Raw genomic sequence first — 23,006 nt, 5'->3', positions numbered from 1 at the left:
CCAAGTTAACATCAAATCACCGATAAGGTGTAATAAAAAATTTACACTTATAACTGTTTTTATACTAGAAAATTATCTTTTTTTGCTTTATAGTAACTCAATATTTAGCTTGATTGTAAAAAAAAAATTACAGGAGTGCTCTATGCGTAATTCTATCATTAAACTTTGTATGTTACTTAGTTTATCGTTAGCAACATTTTATTCTTTCGCTGAGTCTAAAACCGAACAAAAATTTGTTGCCATTACAGCAATTGTTGAACACCCAGCATTAGATAATGTGCGTAAAGGTGTTGAGGATGAGTTAAAAGATAGTGGTTATATTGCTGGAAAAAATTTAAAGTTACAATTTTTAAGCGCACAAGGTAGTAGTGCAAATGCAGCCCAAATTGCTAAACAATTTGTAGCAAATAAACCAGATGTTATTGTAGGAATTGCCACACCAAGTTCGCAAGCATTAGTTGCTACAACAAAACTTATTCCTATTGTTTTCACTGCCGTTACCGATCCCGTAGCAGCTAAATTAACCCCAGGTTGGGATGCATCAAAAACAAATGTAACAGGTGTATCTGACGCCTTATCACTAGATTCTCAAATCGATATGATGCTAAAAATAAAACCTGAGGCTAAAAACATTGGTTATGTTTATAGCCCTAGCGAAGTTAACTCAACAATCATACTAAAACAATTACAAAATGAGCTAGAAAAACGGGGTATGAAAATTATTGCCGCTCCTGCACAACGTACTTCTGATATATCTACCGCGGCTAGAAGTTTAAAAGGTAAGGTAGATATGATTTATACTACTACCGATAATAATGTGGTTTCTGCTTATGAAGCTTTAGCAAAAGTGGCTAATGAAAGTAAAATTCCTCTTATTGCATCCAACCCAGAATCGGCAGAACGTGGTGCTATTGCCGCTTTAGGCATGAGTTATTATGATCTTGGTCGTCAAGCTGGTAAAATTGTTATCCGTATACTTAACGGCGAAAATCCTGGTGATATTCCACCACAAGTGGGTAATGTTACTCAATTAACAATTAATAAAAAAGCGGCTGAACGCCAAGGTGTTATATTATCTGAAAATGTATTAAAATCAGCTACCAAAATTGTTGAAAAATAATTTTTACTTTTTTTATAACTAAGCCGCCAACTTTGGCGGTTAACTTTTATGGATTTTTTTCATGTCTTCTGAATTTTTATTAGGCTCAATTGGAATTGGGCTTATTTATGCGTTGGTGAGTTTGGGTGTATTTATTTCGTTTCGTTTACTTGATTTCCCAGATCTTACTGCTGATGCAAGTTTTCCTCTTGGTGGAGCGATATGTGGATTATGCATTTATATCGGTATCGATCCATGGATTGCAACGTTATTAGGTATGTTTGCTGGCTGTCTTGCTGGAGCAATGACAGGAATACTGTATGTTAAACTCAATATTCTTCAATTATTATCAAGTATTATTGTCATGATAGGACTCTACTCTATCAATTTAAGAATATTAGGTGTTGGTCCGTATATTATGGATGAAACATCAAGAATGGCAGGATCCCCTAATCTTTCTTTACTTGATGCCAAAACTATATTTTCACCATTTATTGCTGAAGATTACAGCAACCAATATATTGTACAACCTCTTATGGCTTTAGGATTTGTCATTGTGTTTTGGGCTTTACTCAATGCGTTTTTAAATACCCAAATGGGATTGGCCTTAAGAGCAACTGGCACCAACCAACGAATGGCAAAATCGCAAGGCATTCCGACTGGAAGAGTCACAATACTTGGTATGGCTATATCAAATGGTTTAATTGCTCTCGGAGGTTCATTATTTGTACAAACACAAGGTGGAGCTGATATCACCATTGGTGTTGGTACAATTGTAATCGGTCTTGCATCAATTATTATTGGCGAAAGCTTATTCCCCGCTAAACGAATTTGGGCTGTGATGCTAGCAGTTATTGTTGGTTCTATTTTATATCGTTTATTTATTGCATTTGCACTTAGTAATGAGTTTTTACAAGAGATCGGGGTTGGAACAGAAGATTTAAATCTAATTACAGCGATACTCGTTGTGCTGGCTCTTGTTGTGCCTAAGCAATTAAAAAAACACGCAAAAATAAGAGGTAAGTAAGCATGATTAAAGTTGAACAATTACAATTGACTTTTAATCAGGGTACACCAATTGAAAATCATGTATTACGAGGACTAAACCTGAATATTAGAGAAGGTGAATTCGTTACCATAATTGGTAGTAACGGAGCAGGTAAAAGTTCTTTATTGAATGTGATTAGTGGTGATTTACTTCCTGATTCAGGAAAAATTGCTATTAATGGTAAAAATGTCACTCGCTGGACAGCATGGAAACGAGCTGGTATGGTTGCTCGCGTATTTCAAGACCCCATGGTTGGCACATGTGAAAACTTAACTATTGAAGAAAATCTCGCTATCGCTTATAACCGAGGATATCGTTTTACCTTATCTTCAGCTCTTAATCGCAATATCAGATCAATATTTAAAGAAAAACTTGCTACTTTAAATTTAGGTCTTGAAAATCGATTATCGGATATGATGGGATTACTCTCTGGAGGTCAAAGGCAAGCTATTAGTTTGTTGATGTCAACTTTACAGCCATCTAAAATATTATTGCTTGATGAACATACCGCAGCGCTTGATCCTAAAACTGCACAATTTGTTTTAGAGCTAACCAATGAAATTGTTTCAAAAAACCAATTAACAACAATGATGGTGACTCACTCTATGAAACAAGCATTAGAATATGGCACCCGAACGGTAATGCTTCATCAAGGACAAGTTGTGCTTGATGTATCTGGAGAACAACGAGCTAAATTAACTGTAACGGATTTATTAGATATGTTTGAAAAAACACGTGGTGAAAAAGTTACCGATGATGCTTTGCTTTTAGGTTAATCATCAAAAAGCAATATTTCTGATAGAAATATTGCTTTTTATCTATAGCAATTAACTCCATTACCACTTAATTTGCTGTTGCTAGTGACGGGATATAACTTAAACCTAATTTATTAAGCTTATCTGTATAAAATTGCTTTATATCACTCCAACGATAATAAGGATATTGCACTGATTTTATAGGTAAATGCACTTCACGCTCGTTTAATAATACTTTAACTAATACAGGCTGATTTTCTTTCTCGCTTTTATAAAAAATCCATTGAATATTAGCTCCCATAGGAATAATTTTATCCGCTTGCCAAACAGCATAATAATCAAAAATAGACTCAGCAATAGAGGATGTACCTTCAATTTCAAGTAAAGTGGCTAAAGGCGAAATGGTTTCAGCATGGGCAAAACGCAAATTGGCATCAATATTATTATTCGCTATTGCAATATCGGCAGTGTTTAACATATCCCACAACAATGGAGCGGCAATTTTTATTTGGATACCATTGGCATCAAAAGCAGGACCAATTTCCAGATAGTTTTTAGCCGTAACTACGGTATTAAGCCAAGTATTTTCATCAACCGAAAAATACGGATCAAGGTCAAAATAATTATCCTTTAATACTTGCGGCGAAAATGCTTGTAGCTCTTGATACAATTGATAAACCGAAATCACAAAATCCCGTGTTTTTACTAATGATTTATCGACAACCTCAATGCCCTTATCTAGCTTTTGGATAAAATCATCAGCAAAAATCTTTTTTACTACCTGTTCGCTTATTTGCTGTGTTTTAGGCGCATTTTCTATCAATTTCACCGAATCTTTCACTACTTTACTGTGTTTATATTCATTATAAACTGATGAATAATCAAAAAAGCGCAATAACGTTTGTTGATCTTCGGGCTGCTGTGTAACATGGATATCAGGATATTTAGATTTGAAAGAACTAATGAATATTTCTGCGGTTTCTTTGGCTCTAGGGGTTCGAGATGAAACAACATCAATTTTATTTCCTTTAAAAACAGTTGGATTATTCTTCTGCATACGCTGACTAATAAAAGCAATATCTTTACGACCAAAATCAGTAAGCTCGCCGTAATGATTTTTATTTAACTCAGCAATACGAATTATCTGCCTAAATAAATCTTTTCCTAAGCTAGTCAATTGATTTTGCTTTTCAGCCATTAACAAAATTTGATAAGCAATATCTTCAGATTTTGGTTTACTGATATAACGTGAGCCATGTCGTCCAACATGATCAATGTAAAAAGCCATATACCCTGTCGGCGCTGGTGTAATCTTTTGTTCAGCATCATATTGATAGGCTGTTTTAGAACCCACACACATAGTTTGTTGAGCAAGACTTACAGAAGAAAACGCACATAAAAAAACAATAAACCACTTACGAAAACGAACCATAACCATTCGCTTTTCCCCTTGAAATAAACAACGTTAATATACCATTAAAAATGGCCTCAACATCACTATCTATAGTGTAGATTAGCATAAAAATCAAAATAAGCAGTACTTATAAAATGATAGTGTTAATAAAACAATATCTATAAAACTATTTCACAAAAAAGATGATTATTTTCATAACACTCTTTCATTTTTCGTAAAAAAGATTATCTTATTAGACACTCGATACAACTTCCTTTTAATTAATTAAACACAATGAAATTATATGGCCTTTCAGGTACAAAAATTAGCTGTGCATTTATATCTGCATGTATAAGTACCCCTTACAACACAACTCGTTTTATTAAAGATTTAATAGCTGGCATAACTGTTGGGATTATTGCTATACCACTAGCAATGGCACTAGCTATTGCTAGTGGTGTACCTCCACAGCATGGTTTATATACAGCAATTATAGGTGGTTTTATCATTGCATTAACGGGGGGGTCAAGGTTTAGTGTTTCTGGACCTACAGCAGCATTTGTAGTTATTTTATACCCTGTATCATTACAATACGGATTATCTGGACTACTAATTGCAACATTGCTATCCGGTATATTTCTTGTATTAATGGGATTAATTCGATTAGGTAGATTAATCGAATATATTCCTTTACCCGTTGTATTAGGTTTCACATCGGGCATTGCCATAACTATAGCAACCATGCAAATTAAAGATTTTTTTGGTTTAACACTTGAGCATATGCCAGAAAGTTATATTGGTAAAGTTACGGAACTAGCTAAAACACTACCAACCATTAATATTGCTGACACTTTAGTCGGTGTAGTAACACTGATTGTGTTAATAGTATGGCCAAAACTTAGACTTAAAATATCAGGACACCTACCAGCTCTAATTGCTGGTATTGCTGTTATGTTTATTTTTAATCAATTTGGCTATCAAATTGAAACAATTGGTTCACGATTTACCTATACACTAGCTGAGAATACGATAGGTCATGGCATACCCTCTGTTCTACCAGAGTTTATTTTACCTTGGCAGCACGCTGATTTTACTTGGGATTGGTCAACATTTACTGCCTTACTACCAATTTCACTGACCATGGCAATGTTATGCGCAATTGAGTCATTACTCTGTGCTGTGGTATTAGATGAAATGACACACACTAAACACCACTCAAATAGTGAACTCATTGGCCAAGGTTTAGGTAATATTATTGCACCATTTTTTGGTGGCATTTCAGCAACAGCGGCTATTGCACGTTCAGCGGCAAATGTCAAAGCAGGTGCAACCTCGCCTATTGCAGCCGTTTTGCATTCTTTAGTTGTTTTACTTGCTCTTATTTGCTTCGCACCAGCATTATCATTTATCCCACTTTCTGCTATGGCGGCATTATTACTTATCGTGGCATGGAATATGAGTGCAGTTCAACGCGTCATTTATATTATCAAATGTGCTCCTAAAGATGATATCTTGATTATGCTTATTTGCATGTCGTTAACAGTGCTATTTGATATGGTGATTGCAATTACACTTGGGATTATACTTGCTTCAATCCTATTTATGCGCCGTATCGCTCGTATGACTCGCTTAGTTGAACTTAATCGCAGTAACGATAAAACCTTAGTACTACGTATTAACGGACCACTATTTTTTGCTGCCGCTGAACGTACATTTTTAGAAATCTATCAAAAGATTAATGGATATGAACACATAGTGCTACAATGGGATGCGGTACCAATTCTTGATGCTGGTGGGCTCAATGCTTTAATTCATTTTATTGATGAACTACCTGAACAAGTTGATCTATCAATTTGTGAGTTACAGTTTCAACCATTAAAAACATTAGCTCGCGCAAAAATTGTTCCAATTTCTAACAAACTAATGTTCTATTCAACGCTAGAAGAAGCACTGAAAGATAAAGATTAATTCTAAAATTAGATTTATTATATTAACTAATTTATATGCACAGTAACGGTTTGAACAGAAACTAATTACTGTGCAATAAATTGTACCTTCACTACCTTTCTTTTCATTTACTAAATCACCATTGACAAACTATAAGTCTTAAAAAGTGGTTTTAATTTGAAATCCAAAATTAACTTATAAAAATAGGTAAATAACATGATATCTAACGAAAACAAAGTCTATAATCTTAAAGAAAAATCAAGCTGGTTTATTTTAGTTGGTGTTATTTTAATTATATTGGGGGGCTTAGCATTAGGTTATCAGTTCATGGCAACCGTCTTTTCTGTTTATTTTATTGGTTCATTAATTTTAATTGCAGGTATTGCCCAAGCGCTACATTCATTTCGTATTAAAGATTTTGGTCAGTCAGCATTATGGGCAGTAATGGGAATTTTATACATTTTTATTGGTCTAATGTCATTTTTCCAACCTGTTGCGGTTTCATCAGCCTTAACATTGGTGATTTCATTCTTGCTAATTATGAGCGGCTTTACACAAATATTTGCGGCTATGAATAACCGCAATTTACCTCGTTGGGGATGGGTTTTAACTTCAGGGATTATTACATTAATTTTAGGATTTATGATTATTGCAGGTTGGCCATATGATAGTCTTTGGGTATTAGGTATGTTTTTAGGTATTGACCTTATTTTCCAAGGTTGGGCATATGTAGCTATTGGTTTTGCATTAAAAAAATAGATGTTAAATAACATATTCGTTGCTCACAATCTAGCAATGACTTTCAAGAAGGTTACCACTAATTGTGAGCAGCAAGTAATGACTTGAACACAAATATAACTTATTTAAGTTAATTTTGTTATAAATAAATTAAGCTGATTATTTATAGATTTTGTTAGTTTTTGCCTTAACTTCTTGCATTGTCTGTAAAATTCGATGATAGTTATCAAGCCTTGATGGTGCAATTTTACCGTCTTGTACTGCTTTTTGTAGTAAACAACCTGGCGTATCAAAATGATTACAATCGCGAAAGTGGCAACCGCCTAAATAATTATCAAATTCTTTAAAACCACTAATCACTTGTTCAGGCTCTAAGTGCCATAAACCGAATTCGCGGATCCCTGGTGAGTCAATAATATCTCCACCATTTGGTAAGTGGTAAAGCCGAGAGGAAGTAGTTGTATGTTGACCAAGTCCGGATATTTCTGAAATACCTCCAGTCATAACTGATTGTGATTGATGAGGTAACAGTAAATTAATAATACTTGATTTTCCCACACCAGACTGCCCAACTAAAATGGAAATCTTACCTTGCAAAACTTCTTGTAATACAGCAATGCCTTGTTGATTTTGACATGAGACATACAAAACTTGATAACCGATATGAGTATAAATCGTCAACTTTTTTTCAACTTCAGTGCGTTGATCATCATTAAGTAAATCAATTTTGTTTAAAACAATAATAGGCTTTATATCCGTGCATTCACAAGCAACTAAATAACGATCGATAATATTTAGTGATAATTCTGGCAAGACAGCCGAAATAATCACGATTTGATCAACATTTGCGGCAACGGGTTTAACGCCATCATAAAAATCAGGCCGGACAAGTTGAGAATGTCTCGGGTGAACCGCTTCAATAATACCATTGGTGTTTGGCTCTAAACTTTCGCGCCATACTACTTTATCACCAGTGACTATCGAAGGTAACGTGCGACGAATACTACAACGATAAATAAGACCTGCACTATCTTCAACATCAGCAGACTTACCAAAACGACTTATTACTACACCGTCACGAGGTGACGAAAAATTTGCTAGACTCTCATCTTGCTTTATTGCTAATCGTTGCTGATGTTTTGCCGCTACACGTCTTTTTTGATTATTGGATAGTTTATTTTTTGCCATAGTACTCATTTTTTACTAAAACAGATTGTCAGTTATGCTACACTACTCAGTATCAAAAAGAAAATCTCTATAGCAAATTATGAACAAACAATCTCAAATTAATAGTAACAATCTTATTTGGATAGATCTTGAAATGACTGGACTCAATCCAATAACTGATCGCATTATTGAGATCGCAACCATTGTTACCGATTCTAACTTAAATATTCTTGCTGAAGGACCTGTGATTGCAGTTCATCAATCTGATGAGCAATTAGCATTAATGGATGAGTGGAACCAAAACACCCATGGCAAATCAGGACTTATTGAGCGTGTTCGCAAAAGTACTATTAGTGAACAACAGGCCGAGCAACAAACCATCGAATTTTTAAAACAATGGGTACCAGAAAACAGCTCTCCAATTTGTGGTAATACTATTGGGCAAGATCGTCGTTTTTTATTTAACTATATGCCTAATTTAGAAAGTTATTTTCATTATCGCTATTTAGATGTCAGCACAATTAAAGAATTAGCTAAACGTTGGAAACCTGAAATACTAAAAGGGATTAGCAAACAGAGTTCTCATCAAGCTCTTGATGATATTCGTGACTCAATTGCTGAACTTGTTTATTATCGTGAACACTTTTTTGATCTAACCAACTTATAATTAGTATGCAAATTTTATATACTTTTTTATTATATTTGATTCAACCACTGGTTTGGCTAAGACTGCTTTGGCGTAGTCGTAAAGCACCAGCTTATCGAAAGCGTTGGCTTGAACGCTATGGTTTTTGCAAAAATAAAGTTAAATCTAACGGTATTTTAGTGCATGCCGTATCGGTGGGTGAAACGATAGCAGCCATCCCACTAATCAAAGCACTTAAACAACAGTATCCTAGTTTACCTATCACTGTTACCACCATGACGCCAACAGGCTCAGAGCAAGTTAAATCATTACTTGGTGATAGCGTCAGCCATGTATATTTACCTTATGATTTGCCCTGCGCGATAAATCGTTTTTTAAATACGGTTAAGCCCAAATTAGTGATCATTATGGAAACTGAGCTTTGGCCTAATTTTATCTGTCAGTGTTATAAACGAAATATTCAGCTAATTATTGCCAATGCCAGATTATCAGAACGCTCAGCTAATCGATACAGTAAACTAGGGCGATCCATTAGCAATTTACTATCAAAAATTAGTGCAATTGCCGCACAAAATAAGCAAGATGGGGAACGTTTTACTTCACTGGGCTTACCTCGTGATCGCTTAACAATAACTGGTAGTATTAAATTTGATATTGATTTAACAGATCAACAACAGCAAAAAATCAAAACGCTAAAACAGCAGTGGCAATTAGATCGCCCTATCTTTATTGCCGCAAGTACACATAATGGAGAAGATGAAATCATCTTATCTGCCTTTAAGCGGTTATTACAAAAATATCCTGATTTGTTATTGATTATTGTCCCCCGCCACCCAGAACGCTTTAAAACCGTCAAAAAATTAATTAATGATTGCGGATTAAATTATATAAACCGCAGTAGCGGTCAAATTCCAGCTAAACAAACCCAAGTCATTTTGGGTGATACGATGGGAGAATTAATAGAGCTTTATGGTATTGCCGATATCGCCTTCGTTGGTGGCAGTTTAGTGAAACATGGAGGGCATAATCCATTAGAACCCGCACTTCACCACATTCCAATCATTAGTGGCGAACATTTTTTCAATTTTAAAGTGATTTGTGAGCAACTTATTTCAGCTGATGGCATGATCATTTGTGCTAGCACAGCCGATTCCCTTTATTCAGCGATTAATGGGCTTTTAGAAAATAAAACGCGTAGTCAACAAATTGGCGAACAAGCGTATCAAGTATTAAAACAAAATCAAGGCGCACTACATAGGCTTTTTAACATTATCAACTATTATCTTTGCTCAAAATAAGGATTACTTGTGAATAAAAAACAAGGGTTATTGCTGATTAATCTAGGTACACCAAACGCGGCAACACCAGATTCAATAAAACGGTACTTAACCGAGTTCTTACTCGATCGCCATGTCGTTGATTTACCGAAACTGTTTTGGTATCCGATTTTAAAGTACCTTGTAATACCTAAACGAGTGCCTTATATTATCCATCATTATCAAAAAATTTGGATAGATGGCTCATCACCTTTACTTCATTACAGCCAATTATTATGTGATAAATTACAACTCCACTTACCAAATATTCAATGTGAATTAGCCATGACCTATGGTGAACCCAATATTCAATCTGCATTGAACAAGCTTCAATCATGTTCAAAAATTACGGTATTGCCACTTTTTCCACAATACTCAACGACTACAACACTCGCTGTACTTGATAAGCTTAAACAAATTATAGCAACCGACAAAACCATAAATAGTATTGACTATATTCGTGATTATGCCGATCATCCAAGCTATATCAATGCACTTTATTTACAAATTAAGCAAGCATTTCAATACAAAGGTGAGCCGGAAGTGCTTATACTTTCTTATCATGGGATTCCAGAGCGTTATATTTACAAACGAAAAGATGATTATATTCAGCGTTGTGAAATGACCACACAGTTATTAATCGAAAAATGCCGAACAAATAACATAAATATACCAATTCAAATGGCTTATCAATCTAAATTTGGAAAAGGTAAATGGGTTACGCCAAGTACCAGCGATACACTACAAACATTAGCAAAAAATGGTGTTAACAATGTGCACGTCATCTGTCCCGGATTTTCGGTAGATTGTATTGAAACTATTTACGAAATTGACGAAGAAAATCGAGAAATCTTTTTAAATGCAGGTGGAAAATCATTTTATTATATTCCCACATTAAATGACACAGACTTACAGATTAATTTAATCATGACATTAATCAACCAAACTCAGCCACCTATACTTAATAATTTATACTGAAACACATAGTTATCGGAAACTTTTTAACAAAAATAATACGACTAAAAAAATTACACTAAACAAGTAATTGTTGATTTTCAAACGAATAAAATTTTAAATTAACGAATATTAATGCTAACTATCTATCACCAAGGTAATCTATGGGGTATGATAAGGTATTATTTTATAATTCAGTATCTGAGCACTGAGGAGAAAATTAAGTGAAAATAATCATCATTGGCGCTCAAGCCGCAGGTGCAAGTGCTGCTGCAAAGGCTAAAAGAATAAACCCTGAGGCAACCATCCGTATTTATGAAAAATCAGATATTGTTTCGTTTGGTGCTTGCGGTTTACCTTATTTTATTGGTAACCACTTTACTGACGCCAACGAAATGATATCCCGAACGCCCGAACAATTTCAAAAAGATGGTATTGAAATAAAAACTTTACATGAAGTCATTGCTATTGATACTAATCAAAAAAAATTAACTGTTAAAGATCTCAATACTGGCAATTGCTTTGATGATAGCTATGACAAGTTACTACTTGCAGTTGGTGCAAGTCCCATCATTCCCCCTTTTGAAAATAGCCAACTAAAAAATATCTTCACATTACGCAACCTGCATGACGGGTTAGCTATCAAACAGACATTATCCAACTCAAATATCAAAAATTTGATTGTTATAGGTGCTGGATATATTGGGCTTGAAATAGCTGAATCGCTTGTTGCTTTACAAAAAAACGTCAAATTGATTCAATTGGATGACAGAATTCTTATCGATGCATTTGATAGACAAATTACTGAACTAATTGAAGAAAATATTAAACAACATTGTGATCTACATTTGCAAGAGCGAGTACTTGGCTTTGAAGGATCGCACAACGTCACACATGTAATTACTGATAAATCACAATATCCAGCCGATGTTGTTATTATTGCAACCGGTGTTAGGCCAAACAATGATATCTATAAAAACCTTGGTATCAAGACACTTGCAAATGGTGCCATAATCACCAACAGCTTTGGACAAACTAATATGGCAGATATTTATGCTGCTGGAGATTGTGTTGCCCTTCACCATAGAGTTAGTCATTCAATGGTATATATTCCACTTGCTACAGGGGCGAACAAACTAGGCAAAATTGTAGGCGAAAATTTAGGTGGCGGAAATTGTGAATATCCTGGCACTATTGGCACTTCAGCCTTAAAAGTCTTTGATATTGAAGCAGGACGAACAGGTTTAACTGAAAGCGAAGCCAAAAAAGCTGGAATTCCTTATAAAACTGTCATAGTTAAAGATAAAAATCACAGTAATTATGTTGCCGGTCAAACAAGTGTAACAGCAAAACTTATCTATCATGCCGACACTCGAGTGATTTTAGGTGGTCAAATAGCTGGAGGACGAGGTGCGGCATTAAGGATCAACACTCTTGCAACCGCAATATGGATGAATTTGAAAATTGATGAATTAGCCATGATGGATTTTCTTTATGCTCCACCATTTTCCAGACCGTGGGATATTTTAAATATTGTAGGCTCAATCGCAAAATAAGATAGGTATTAATAAACCTATCAATAAATATTTTACTAGATAATTAAATTTATTATTAAAGGGTGAGGATTAAATATGCCAGATGCCATTTTTCAAGGAGTCTTTTTTGAAAAGTTCTTATCTATTACTCATTACCAGACATTAATTGGTATTGGGTTATTGCTCATCTGTTTTTTTACAGTAATGAGACCATTACAAAAGCGAAAGGTTAATTTTTCAATACGTATGTTAGTTGGGTTAATACTTGGTGCCGTGCTTGGTTTAAGCATTCAAGCTGTAGCAGGGTTTCCTGACACATCAACAATCTGGATGCAAGAAACCGCAACTTGGTATGGACTATTTGGTCGAGCATTTATCGCTTTTATCCGAATGTTAGTGATACCACTCATATTTGTATCTATTGTTAAAGTAATTATCGATTTCTCTGGTAAAAAAAATCTACCCCAAATCGCATTCAGAGGAATTTTTTGGTTACTGTTTACAACAGCAATTGCCTGTATTGTTGGTATTTTGTTAGCTAATCTATTTGCATTAGGTGAAATAAGCTCAAGTTCTGTACATCAAGCTCAGGCAAAACAATACACTAATATTATTGATACCTTTATAAATCTAATTCCGAGCAATATTATTGCATCAATGGTAAACGAAAATATTGTTGGATTGGTCATTTTCTCTGCCTTAATGGGGATTGCCGCCAACAGAATGGAAAAGAAAAACTCACAACCGATTGCCCTATTTAAAACGTTTATTGAAGCACTTTATAAGATCATCATGTCGATTGCGATGACAGTCATAAAATACATGCCTTATGCAGTAATTGCTTTACTTGCTCGCACCATCATTTCTAACGGAATACCCGCAATTATTCAGGTTTCAAGTTTTGTTGCAGCGATCTACATCGCCACATTGATTATGTTGATTGTACATGTTGCCATTATTGTGATTCATGGTATTTCACCAATCATGTTTATAAAAAAAGCGCTAGGAACATGGTTATTAGCCTTTACAAGTCGTTCCTCTGTCGGTTCGTTACCAATGACTATTTCAACACTAACCGTCCGAATGGGTGTTAATACAGGTACCGCAAATTTAGTTGGCTCTCTAGGTAGTACCATGGGAATGAATGGATGTGCCGGTTTCTTTCCTGCTTTACTTGCTGTTATGGTAGCTCATATGGTTGGCATTGATACTAATATCCAATTTTATATTATGCTTGTCATTGTAGTGGTTATTGGTTCAATTGGTATAGCTGGAATTCCTGGCACTGCAACAGTTGCCGCAACCGTTGTTTTATCAGGTATGGGCATGGCCGAATACTTCCCATTAATTGGTATGGTTTTAGCTGTTGATCCAATTATTGATATGGCAAGAACTTTAGCTAATGTATCTGGAGCTATGACAGCCGCTGTCGCAACCGATAAAGAAATTGGCCTTATGGATATGACAGTATACAACGACCCCGATGTCACTCTTGAAAACGAGCAGCCAGAAGCTTAACTGCAATGGCTGTTGATATGAGTGAAATAGTACAACAAATTTCAAGATAATAGTTGGTTTATTGATTTATTGATTAATTACTGATTTACTGTTCATCAGAAAAATACTAACTTATTATTTTAATTAACTATAAAAACAAATAAATGATCATGAAATAAAAAATATAAGGAAAAATTAGAATGGAATTTCTTTTTTATTTCTTCTTCGCAGTAGTAATAATTATAGTGGCATTTATTAATCTTTTTAGTTTGAAAGATCAAATTGTCCGGTTAAGAATTCAGTTAACAGAGGTACAAGAGGTCCTTTTATCACTCAAAGAACAACTTTATCAACAAAATAGTTCGGCTGAGTTAGAAGAAAATTCAGATGAAAAAGAGGATATTGAGCACGATAATACTAATTCGCAATTTGAATATTCAAATAGCAATACTACTGAAGAAACAGCGGATATTGCTGTTCAAATAGAGCCTCCAACCGAAATTTCTCTACCTTGTGCAGCTAATAATAACCATTTAAACGATGGACTTTTGCAACTTAATGAGCAAAATGAACCCGCCCTGTTACAAGAAAATATGCAACTTGATTCAGTAACAGTAGAACAACCCGATTCTCAATATCAAGAATTCAGTCAGGAAGAAGAGTTACCAACATTAGCTAGCGAATCTCTGGCGATAGAAACTCCAGAACAAGAAAAAATCAATCTTGATGAAGCTGCATTACAAACAGCAGATCCATTTAACCCACAATACAGACCAGTTACAAATACTGGACCCAATCCGTTATTTATTTTTTTTAATTGGTTAATTAAAGGCAATGTAATTGCCAAAATTGCTATTGTGATCTTATTTTTAGGTCTAACCTATCTATTTAAATACAGTATTGAACATGATTATATTTCACCTGAGATCAGAATCTTAGGAAGCTTAGTATTAGGTTTTGTTTTGTTAGGAATCGGTTGGAAATTAAGACATAAACGAGAAATCTACGCCTTAATACTACAAGGCGGTGCTTTTGCTATTTTATATCTGACCATATTTGCCGCCTATAGGTTATACGAACTTGTACCTATGTTAATTACGTTTGCTATTTTGTTAATTATTTGCTCAACAAGCATTTTATTTTCCATTTTGCAAAGAGCTATGAGTCTAGCAATTATAGCCAGTATCGGCGGTTATGTGACACCGATTTTACTATCCAATGGTTCAGGCAATCATATTGCTTTATTTAGTTATTATTTGATGATTTCCAGTGCTATTTTAGTTGTTAGCATCTGGCAGTCTTGGCGAATACTTAATTTATTAGGATTTTTATTCACCTTTGTAATATCTCTACTATGGGGAATGAGTAATTTCCGCCCTGAGTTTTACATTGAATGCCAAATATTTATCATCGCCAATATGTTAATTTATGGTATTTTAGCTGTTTTATTCTCGGTTCGAAGTTTTAATAAAGAACATAATCAAAATGCTATTGATTTAATTTTACTATTTGGCACACCGTTATCCGGTTTTGCATTACAATATTCTATTACCAATCAGTGGGAATTTGGACCTGCATTTTCATCATTGGCATTTGGTCTGTTTTATATTATTGGCTCTTATTTCATTCTGCGCTTGTTGAAATCTTCAGCAAAAAAAATCTCGCTTTATGGCTTGGCCATTGGTCTATCATTTAGTACGTTGGCTATTCCACTTGCCTTTAGTGCCAATTGGACTGCCACAATTTGGTTATTTGAAGGAACAGCATTAAGTTGGATTTTGCTTTCGCAAAAACATTATCGTACTGCTTTATTAGGTGTCGCAATTACATTATTTGGTATTGTTTCCGCTTGTATATCTTTCGAATGTGAACAATTAAATCCGAGCTCACTTACACTACTACTTGGTATTATAAGTGCCATTTTGCTAGTGAATGCCTGTTTATGGCATTGCTATGGTCGTAGAATTACTACAAATAATTTACTTAAAACGATGTTTATCGCTGTTGCTGTTATATTTTGGGTAATCTGGATTTTATCAAGTGTTCATTTACATATTGACAATACAACATCAAAAGTATTACCAATTTTATTATGCTTCACTTTTTCTTCATGGCTATGGTATATCGTTGGGAAAAAAATCAATTGGCATCAGCTCTGTTATTCTGGGTTAACCTTATGGCTAATGATATTACTAGCTTTGTTTAAAAGTTATGCCGAATCCTGCTATTTATTAAACTCTGGCATTTGGAGCGTGGTTTGGGTCATAGCCTTTGTTAGTGCTTACTATTATTTACATATTGAAAAAACACTTATCACAAACAGTATTGTAAATCGTAGTTATAAAATAAATAAACAAAATACCCATCGTTTATTTGATATGTTACACATCAGTTTATTTTGGATGTTTTTATACTGGATAACACGAGAATCTACTCATTTACTTAACCAATTACCATGGGGATACGATGTAATAAAATGGAGTGTAACTGCAACTATTGCTAGCAGCATTATTCTGCTATTTTATACACTGATTAAACGCCAAATTATGACCACAACATCATTAATTAAATCTTATTGGATGATAGGTTTATTACCTGTTGTTATCTATTTAGGATTTTATTTAATAGTTGGGCTTAGTATGAGTGGCCAAATCATTTATTGGAATTATGTTCCTATCATTAATCCACTTGAAGAAAGTGCAATCTTTACTTTAATGATGTTTAGCGTTTGGTTAAAACTTGCAATAAACCATTTACAACTAAATAGCAGGATAATGAATCTTGCAAGCTTTAAAATACCATTACCTAATATGGTTCTAGTGCCTTTAATTGTTTTAACCTTTTTCTGGGGAAACAGTATCGTTTTACGCTGCTTAAGCCAAATATTTGACATATCTTGGACAGCTAATTCTTTATGGCACAATAATATTGTCCAAATGACTGCATCATTACTTTGGATGTTAACTGCAGTAATATTGGTGACTATTGGACACCGTTATTCACTTCGGAAAATATGGTATAGCGGTGAATTTATTCAAGTGATCGTTATTATTAAATTAATATTTGTAGATATCCGTGAGCTTGATGGATTACTTCGTGCATTTGCCTTTATTGGTGTTGCGTTATTAATGCTGTTAATTGGGTATTTAGCACCATTACCACCTAAGTTAAAAAATGGTAATACTAATGAATAAATACACTATAAAAAATAGGTTTAAGTTTAACAATGACGTTTTCAGAAATCATTCTGATAATATCATTCAGTTTAATATAACAATAAATAAAAATTCGTGAATGTCATTGATTATTATGGATAAAAAATTATGAAAAAATTTCTATTGAGTTCGCTGTTATTAATAAGTGGATTTAGCCAAGCGATAGACAAAACTAATCAGTATGCCTATGGTGCCATGATTGATATCTCCAACGATACTAGCATGTATAGCCGAATAGAACTGACTCATGATGTTTATACACAAACATTATCAAGTTCATTAGATGATATTCGCATTTTTAACCAAAAAGGTCAGCCTGTACCTTATGCATTAGTCAATGTTTATCAGCAAAGTGATAATAATCAAACTTTTCCAGTGGCTATTTACGCGTTAAATGAAAAAAAAGATGAAAATCAAAGCAAAATGGCGATTGAACAGTATAATATCAATATCAACAATAAAGATGTTCAAATTTATCTCGATAAAGCAAATAGCCAAGGTGACTATACCGCAAGGTATTTATTGCAAATTCCCGAAGATGTTAAGTTAGAACAAGCCATAAGCCGTTTATCCATTGATTTTGATGTGGCTGAAAATCAAAATTGGCAAGCAATTGCTAAATTGCTTTATAGCCAAGATTTAAGTAATTGGCAAACTGCACTCAATAATGTTCCAATGATGTCTTTGACTGATAACAATAGTAATCAGTCACTTAAAGTAAATACAATTGATATACCAGCAAACACTAATTACAAAGCACGCTATTGGATTTTATTATTAAAGTCAGATCAATCCACAGTTCCTAACGTCAAAAAAATTGAATTTACTTCAAGAAAAGAAACACCAAAATTAGCTCTTTTCCCAATTAACTTCGAACTAACATCATCAGATGGTCAAGAAGCAACTTATCAGTTACCATCACCTCAACCAGTTAGAGAGTTATCAATTAAGCTACAAAACCCACGTATGGTTTTACCTACTAGCATCTATTATAAAACCGATGACAAAGATAAAACATGGCATAACCTTGATGACTATATTATTCGAAACATAGATAGCAATGATCATAGCCAACATATCAGTGCTGGATTAATTATTAAACAATTAAAAATTAAAGCCATCAACGCAAGCTTTGATGAAGCACCACAACTAACAGCTTACCGCAATCGCATGAGTGTTGTTTTTAATAGCGCCAATAATGGTCCCTTCATTTTAGCTTGGGGATCAGCAAAAGCAACGTCTGCATCGTTAAGTGAAAAAGCATTACTTTCAGATTCAATATCTGTAGTTGATGTGCCACAAGCCTTTGTTGGTGAAAATATTAAACTAGCAGGTAAAAAAGTATTATCCCAAGCAAATAATGATCCGACAAGAGATTCCATTTTACCTAAATGGTTAATTTGGGTTAGCTTAGTTATTGGCGCTATCATATTAATTATTATTGCATTAAAATTACTTAACGAAGTTAAAAAGTCATAAAAATGAAAGCTAAAATATAAAAATGACTAGAAATAAGCACTTAATAGAAATTTACTCCATTGAGTGCACCACACATCTAAATACTGATAATTTTTAATTAGGTAAGATGATAGAGACAATAAAAGGCTTTGATTTTGGCTTAAGTCATTGTGGTAACGAACATTCGCCGACTTAAACCGGCGAATTGTGGCATATTAAATTACGCTTCGTTCCAACTATCTCTTAACCCTACGGTTCGGTTAAACACTAGTTTATCTTCAGTTGCAAACTTGCTATCTAAACAGAAATAACCTTCTCGTTCAAATTGATAAGCTTGCCCCGCTTGAGCTTTTTGTAAACTAGGTTCAACAAGACCTTGCTTAATCACTAACGAAGTAGGATTAATGGTTGATAAAAAGTCCTCTGCTGCACCTGGATTTGGCGTATTAAATAGACGATCATACAGGCGAATTTCGGCTGGTTTTGCAAATTTAGCTGAAACCCAATGAATTACACCTTTGACTTTACGACCATCTTCAGGATTTTTATTTAAGGTTGCTGGATCATAACTACAATAAATAGTTTGAATATTACCTTCGGCATCTTTTTCAACTCTATCTGCTCGAATCACATAGGCATTACGCAACCGCACTTCTTTACCTAATACTAAACGTTTGTAATTTTTGTTGGCTTCCTCTCTAAAATCCGCACGATCAATATAGATTTCACGAGTGAAAGTGACTTCCCGATGACCCAGCTCAGGACGATTTGGATGATTCGGCATACTAAGCACTTCATCAATAGTATCCGAGAAGTTTTCAATGACAACTTTAACCGGATCAAGCACCGCCATAGCACGAGGTGCATTTTCGTTAAGATCTTCGCGAATACAAAACTCAAGAGTACTCATTTCTACGGTATTTTCTTGTTTTGTCACACCAATTCGACGGCAAAATTCACGGATCGAAGCTGGTGTATAACCCCGACGTCGTAAGCCTGAAACAGTCGGCATACGTGGATCATCCCAACCATCAACAATTTTTTCTGACACAAGTAAATTTAATTTACGTTTTGAAGTAATCGCATATTCAAGATTTAATCTTGAAAATTCATACTGATGAGGTCGAGCCTCGATTGTAATATTATCTAATACCCAGTCGTATAAACGGCGATTGTCTTGGAATTCAAGTGTACAAAGTGAATGGGTAATATTTTCGATCGCATCTGAAATACAGTGGGTGAAATCATACATTGGATAAATACACCATTTATTACCTGTTTGGTGATGTTCTGCAAATTTAATACGATATAATACTGGATCTCGCATCACAATAAATGGTGATGCCATGTCAATTTTAGCACGCAGACATGCTTTTCCTTCGGCAAATTTTCCCTCTTTCATTTTGGTAAAAAGCGCTAAATTTTCATCGATGCTACGATCACGATAAGGGCTATTTTTACCCGGTTGAGTAAGTGTTCCTCGATATTCACGGATTTCATCAGCTGAAAGCTCGTCAACATAAGCAAGTCCTTTATTGATTAGCTCAATAGCATATTCATATAATTGGTCGAAATAGTCAGATGAGTAACAAATTTCACCATCCCATTCAAACCCTAACCAACGGACATCTTCTTTAATCGAGTCAACATACTCTATATCTTCTTTAGCTGGATTAGTATCGTCAAAACGTAAATTACATTTACCTTTATAATCTTGCGCAATACCAAAATTTAAACATATTGATTTAGCATGACCAATATGTAAATAACCATTAGGTTCTGGTGGAAAGCGAGTGTGCGTAGTTTTATATTTTCCTGCTGCTAAATCAGCATCAATAATTTGGCGAATAAAATTAGATGGACGATTATCTGTCTCGCTCGGTAATGAACCGCTCATAAAAAACCTCTGATGATATCTTTATTAATAACAAATTGAGAATATTTGCTATATTATTGCTTATTATGTGACGAATATAGCAAATTTTTCTTATTTCTGAAATGGAAAACAAACGATTCACATCGACAAAATTAGTCTTTGATTAAACCCTGCTATTTTTAACAAAAAAACATATTTTTTTGGAAAAAACACAAAAAAACAAAAATCCAATAAAATCAATGATCTACCGAAAGTTTTTTTGCTAAAAAATATAACTGATTATATTTATTCATCACCTGATTTTAACGAAACCACAAATCTTGCTCCTCCTAGTGGGCTAGTGACAACAAAAGCTTTACCATTATGAAATTCTGCCATAAGTTTTACATAAGCGAGACCTAAGCCATAGCCACCCGTAGTTCGAGTTCTACTAGTATCAAGCCTTGCAAACGGCATAAATATTTTTTCACGCGCATCAAAAGGAATACCAGCACCATCATCATCGATTTCAAGGATGATTCGATTTTCTTGTTTTGTGATATTTAAAACTGCTTTATGTGCAGCATATTTAAAAGCATTTAGTAACAAATTTTTAACTATGGTTTCAACTAAATTAGTATCAATCATTGCATATGCTTCTTGGCTATTACAAGTTAGTTCAAATCCTTTTGGTTTAAATAATGTTAGGGATTGGCAAACTTTTTCACTCCACTGTTTTAATGATACCCTCGTGAAGTTTAGTTCAATATTGCTTTGCTGCATTTTAAAGTAATTTAAACTAGCATTAATTAATGTCTCAAGTTCATTAATATCATCACTCATGCCTTTTTGTAGCGCAAATCTCTCTTTTTCATCGCTTGACTCTTCAAGCATACTAAGTTCAAATCGCATACGGGCAAGAGGAGTACGTAATTCATGAGCCATCGCATGTGAGATTGTTTGATTGGTACCAACTAGATGTTCAATATGCGTTCCCATATTATTTAAAACATTTGCTAGTGGCTTAAATAACCAACCTTTAACATTTTCGGTTCGGGCTTTTAAATTACCTTGTCCTAACTGCTCGGCAGTTTGTCTGATATTAACTAGATCCTTCCATACGGCACTAAAAGCCATATAAATTAAAATAAAAAAAACAATAGCACTAAACAAAGCCCAAATAACAAGAAAGATGGTCAATGACATAGTATTGGATGCCAAAATATCCCGCATTACAATCGGACCTAATTGAAGCAAATTACCATCTTTTAAATCTATATAAACAACCTCATTATCACCATCATAAGAAAATCCAAGTTTTTTTAACTCGTTAAGTACAGTATCAGGTAACGGTGTGTTAATTGGTAACACTTCGATAGGGTAACCAAAATAAGGTTGCAATTCATTAACCACTTCTTGAAGGGGACGATCTTTATGTTCTTTAATTTGCATACGAATCAGATTCACTGTACCTCGTTGAGATTCACGAAATACAACATGATCATCTGGCATATCGGTTAATGATGAAGGTAATGAATCAAAAACCAATAAAGCGCCATAAGCAATAATACTTTGCAATAAAAGTAAAATAACTAGATAAAATACAATACGGCGATTAAAAAACAACGGCTTGGCTAATAGTTGACTCAATGATTTTCTCCTTCTCGCATAAATAAATAGCCTTTTCCTCGCACTGTTTTGATGCGAGATGGATTATCTGGATCATCAAGTAATTTACGACGAAGTCTTGAAACACGAGCATCAATAGAACGATCACTACCATCAAAATCGATCCCTCTTACTTGAGAAAAAATATCATCTCGAGAAAGAATTGCCCCAGCATTATAAGCAAGCAACCATAGCAGATCGAATTCGGCAGTGGTTAAATCAATTTCTTGCTCGTGCAAGAGTACTTTTCGGTTTTCACCGTCTATGACTAGATTATCAAATATTAAAGTTTTATTATTCTGTGGTAAAACAAACTCTTTCGTATTGTCTTTGTCGGTTTCTATCTGTTTCCGTCGTAATAAAGCTCGTATTCGCGCTAGTAATAATCTGGGTTCAACTGGTTTTGCTAAATAATCATCCGCTCCCAATTCAAGCCCAACAATTTCATCAATATTATCTTCACTTGCTGTCATGATCAGTATAAAATTACTAAACCATGTACGAATATCTCGACAAATATCAAAACCTGTTTTTACAGGTAACATTACATCTAAAATAACCAGATCGGGATTAAGTTGTTGAATCTTTTCTTCTGCCCCTTCGCCACTATTATGCCATTCAACAAGATATCCTTGCCGAATTAGATAAACTTGAATTAAATTGGCTAAGCGCTGATCATCTTCAATGATTAATATACGTTCACTCATTATCTGTT

Annotated in this window: 17 protein-coding genes; 12 read left to right on the top strand and 5 right to left on the bottom strand. The window is 34.3% G+C overall.

Annotation, left to right across the window (positions count from 1 at the left end):
* The first annotated feature begins 142 nt into the window (after nucleotides 1-142).
* The 3 genes from A9G31_RS05840 to A9G31_RS05830 all read left to right on the top strand — a co-directional run bounded on the left by A9G31_RS05840 (nucleotide 143) and on the right by A9G31_RS05830 (nucleotide 2,923).
* Entirely contained in the window at nucleotides 143-1,120 is a 978-nt protein-coding gene (locus A9G31_RS05840) for an ABC transporter substrate-binding protein (RefSeq protein WP_065560858.1), read from the top strand.
* 61 nt (nucleotides 1,121-1,181) lie between these two features.
* Complete coding sequence (locus A9G31_RS05835) at nucleotides 1,182-2,126, top strand: ABC transporter permease (protein ID WP_065560857.1); 945 nt, start codon at nucleotides 1,182-1,184, stop codon at nucleotides 2,124-2,126.
* Nucleotides 2,127-2,128: 2 nt separating this feature from the next.
* On the top strand, nucleotides 2,129-2,923 hold the full coding sequence (locus tag A9G31_RS05830) for an ABC transporter ATP-binding protein (RefSeq protein WP_065560856.1): 795 nt from the start codon (nucleotides 2,129-2,131) through the stop codon (nucleotides 2,921-2,923).
* A 67-nt stretch (nucleotides 2,924-2,990) separates the two neighbouring features.
* Here A9G31_RS05830 and A9G31_RS05825 read toward each other — a convergent pair whose 3' ends face one another.
* Nucleotides 2,991-4,340, bottom strand: coding sequence for a histidine-type phosphatase (locus tag A9G31_RS05825; RefSeq protein ID WP_065560855.1), 1,350 nt, complete (start codon nucleotides 4,338-4,340; stop codon nucleotides 2,991-2,993).
* Nucleotides 4,341-4,589: 249 nt separating this feature from the next.
* Between A9G31_RS05825 and dauA the strand changes: the two genes are divergently transcribed.
* Both dauA and A9G31_RS05815 read left to right on the top strand, forming a co-directional pair.
* Nucleotides 4,590-6,263, top strand: a complete 1,674-nt coding sequence (gene dauA, locus A9G31_RS05820; protein ID WP_065560854.1) for a C4-dicarboxylic acid transporter DauA — start codon at nucleotides 4,590-4,592, stop codon at nucleotides 6,261-6,263.
* 195 nt (nucleotides 6,264-6,458) lie between these two features.
* A complete protein-coding gene (locus A9G31_RS05815) occupies nucleotides 6,459-7,001 on the top strand; it encodes an HdeD family acid-resistance protein (protein WP_065560853.1) in 543 nt (180 codons plus the stop codon).
* A 138-nt stretch (nucleotides 7,002-7,139) separates the two neighbouring features.
* On the opposite strand, the gene rsgA is transcribed toward A9G31_RS05815, so the two are convergent.
* Complete coding sequence (gene rsgA / locus A9G31_RS05810; protein ID WP_065560852.1) at nucleotides 7,140-8,168, bottom strand: small ribosomal subunit biogenesis GTPase RsgA; 1,029 nt, start codon at nucleotides 8,166-8,168, stop codon at nucleotides 7,140-7,142.
* Nucleotides 8,169-8,247: 79 nt separating this feature from the next.
* On the opposite strand from rsgA, the gene orn reads away from it, so the two are divergent.
* The 7 genes from orn (at nucleotide 8,248) to A9G31_RS05775 (ending at nucleotide 18,789) form a co-directional block, all read left to right on the top strand.
* The gene (orn, locus tag A9G31_RS05805) at nucleotides 8,248-8,814 is read left to right on the top strand and encodes an oligoribonuclease (protein WP_034911832.1); all 567 of its coding nucleotides are present in this window, start codon (nucleotides 8,248-8,250) and stop codon (nucleotides 8,812-8,814) included.
* 5 nt (nucleotides 8,815-8,819) lie between these two features.
* Nucleotides 8,820-10,091 (top strand): lipid IV(A) 3-deoxy-D-manno-octulosonic acid transferase, encoded by a 1,272-nt coding sequence (waaA, locus tag A9G31_RS05800; RefSeq protein ID WP_065560851.1) that lies wholly within the window; start codon nucleotides 8,820-8,822, stop codon nucleotides 10,089-10,091.
* A gap of 9 nt (nucleotides 10,092-10,100) precedes the next feature.
* On the top strand, nucleotides 10,101-11,087 hold the full coding sequence (gene hemH / locus A9G31_RS05795; RefSeq protein ID WP_065560850.1) for a ferrochelatase: 987 nt from the start codon (nucleotides 10,101-10,103) through the stop codon (nucleotides 11,085-11,087).
* A 200-nt stretch (nucleotides 11,088-11,287) separates the two neighbouring features.
* Nucleotides 11,288-12,619, top strand: coding sequence for a CoA-disulfide reductase (locus A9G31_RS05790; protein WP_065560849.1), 1,332 nt, complete (start codon nucleotides 11,288-11,290; stop codon nucleotides 12,617-12,619).
* Between the two features lie 75 nt (nucleotides 12,620-12,694).
* Nucleotides 12,695-14,116, top strand: a complete 1,422-nt coding sequence (locus A9G31_RS05785) for a cation:dicarboxylate symporter family transporter (protein WP_065560848.1) — start codon at nucleotides 12,695-12,697, stop codon at nucleotides 14,114-14,116.
* Nucleotides 14,117-14,295: 179 nt separating this feature from the next.
* Nucleotides 14,296-17,289: a DUF2339 domain-containing protein gene (locus tag A9G31_RS05780; protein WP_065560847.1), complete on the top strand. Its 2,994-nt coding sequence runs from the start codon at nucleotides 14,296-14,298 to the stop codon at nucleotides 17,287-17,289.
* A 129-nt stretch (nucleotides 17,290-17,418) separates the two neighbouring features.
* Nucleotides 17,419-18,789: a DUF3999 family protein gene (locus A9G31_RS05775; RefSeq protein WP_065560846.1), complete on the top strand. Its 1,371-nt coding sequence runs from the start codon at nucleotides 17,419-17,421 to the stop codon at nucleotides 18,787-18,789.
* A gap of 199 nt (nucleotides 18,790-18,988) precedes the next feature.
* On the opposite strand, the gene glnS is transcribed toward A9G31_RS05775, so the two are convergent.
* From glnS to A9G31_RS05760, 3 genes are all read right to left on the bottom strand, one after another.
* Nucleotides 18,989-20,665 (bottom strand): glutamine--tRNA ligase, encoded by a 1,677-nt coding sequence (glnS, locus tag A9G31_RS05770; RefSeq protein WP_065560845.1) that lies wholly within the window; start codon nucleotides 20,663-20,665, stop codon nucleotides 18,989-18,991.
* A 264-nt stretch (nucleotides 20,666-20,929) separates the two neighbouring features.
* Nucleotides 20,930-22,273: an ATP-binding protein gene (locus A9G31_RS05765; protein WP_065560844.1), complete on the bottom strand. Its 1,344-nt coding sequence runs from the start codon at nucleotides 22,271-22,273 to the stop codon at nucleotides 20,930-20,932.
* Nucleotides 22,270-22,998, bottom strand: coding sequence for a winged helix-turn-helix domain-containing protein (locus A9G31_RS05760; RefSeq protein ID WP_065560843.1), 729 nt, complete (start codon nucleotides 22,996-22,998; stop codon nucleotides 22,270-22,272). Before A9G31_RS05760 ends, A9G31_RS05765 begins: the two co-directional genes overlap by 4 nt.
* Between the last annotated feature and the right edge of the window lie 8 nt (nucleotides 22,999-23,006).

Origin of the sequence: Gilliamella sp. Gris1-4 (genome assembly GCF_001690335.1) — a bacterium.
GTDB classification, from domain to species: Bacteria; Pseudomonadota; Gammaproteobacteria; order Enterobacterales; family Orbaceae; genus Gilliamella; species Gilliamella apicola_P.
Note: the sequence above shows the minus strand (reverse complement) of the source record. Positions and strands in the feature narration are given on the sequence as shown.

Excerpts from the sequence above, each read along its gene's own strand:
- A9G31_RS05780 (WP_065560847.1), top strand. The coding sequence starts at position 14,296 with ATGGAATTTCTTTTTTATTTCTTCTTCGCAGTAGTAATAATTATAGTG.
- glnS (WP_065560845.1), bottom strand. The coding sequence starts at position 20,665 with ATGAGCGGTTCATTACCGAGCGAGACAGATAATCGTCCATCTAATTTT.
- A9G31_RS05825 (WP_065560855.1), bottom strand. The coding sequence starts at position 4,340 with ATGGTTATGGTTCGTTTTCGTAAGTGGTTTATTGTTTTTTTATGTGCG.
- A9G31_RS05830 (WP_065560856.1), top strand. The coding sequence starts at position 2,129 with ATGATTAAAGTTGAACAATTACAATTGACTTTTAATCAGGGTACACCA.
- A9G31_RS05840 (WP_065560858.1), top strand. The coding sequence starts at position 143 with ATGCGTAATTCTATCATTAAACTTTGTATGTTACTTAGTTTATCGTTA.
- A9G31_RS05815 (WP_065560853.1), top strand. The coding sequence starts at position 6,459 with ATGATATCTAACGAAAACAAAGTCTATAATCTTAAAGAAAAATCAAGC.
- orn (WP_034911832.1), top strand. The coding sequence starts at position 8,248 with ATGAACAAACAATCTCAAATTAATAGTAACAATCTTATTTGGATAGAT.
- A9G31_RS05775 (WP_065560846.1), top strand. The coding sequence starts at position 17,419 with ATGAAAAAATTTCTATTGAGTTCGCTGTTATTAATAAGTGGATTTAGC.
- dauA (WP_065560854.1), top strand. The coding sequence starts at position 4,590 with ATGAAATTATATGGCCTTTCAGGTACAAAAATTAGCTGTGCATTTATA.
- rsgA (WP_065560852.1), bottom strand. The coding sequence starts at position 8,168 with ATGGCAAAAAATAAACTATCCAATAATCAAAAAAGACGTGTAGCGGCA.
- A9G31_RS05835 (WP_065560857.1), top strand. The coding sequence starts at position 1,182 with ATGTCTTCTGAATTTTTATTAGGCTCAATTGGAATTGGGCTTATTTAT.
- A9G31_RS05760 (WP_065560843.1), bottom strand. The coding sequence starts at position 22,998 with ATGAGTGAACGTATATTAATCATTGAAGATGATCAGCGCTTAGCCAAT.
- A9G31_RS05785 (WP_065560848.1), top strand. The coding sequence starts at position 12,695 with ATGCCAGATGCCATTTTTCAAGGAGTCTTTTTTGAAAAGTTCTTATCT.
- waaA (WP_065560851.1), top strand. The coding sequence starts at position 8,820 with ATGCAAATTTTATATACTTTTTTATTATATTTGATTCAACCACTGGTT.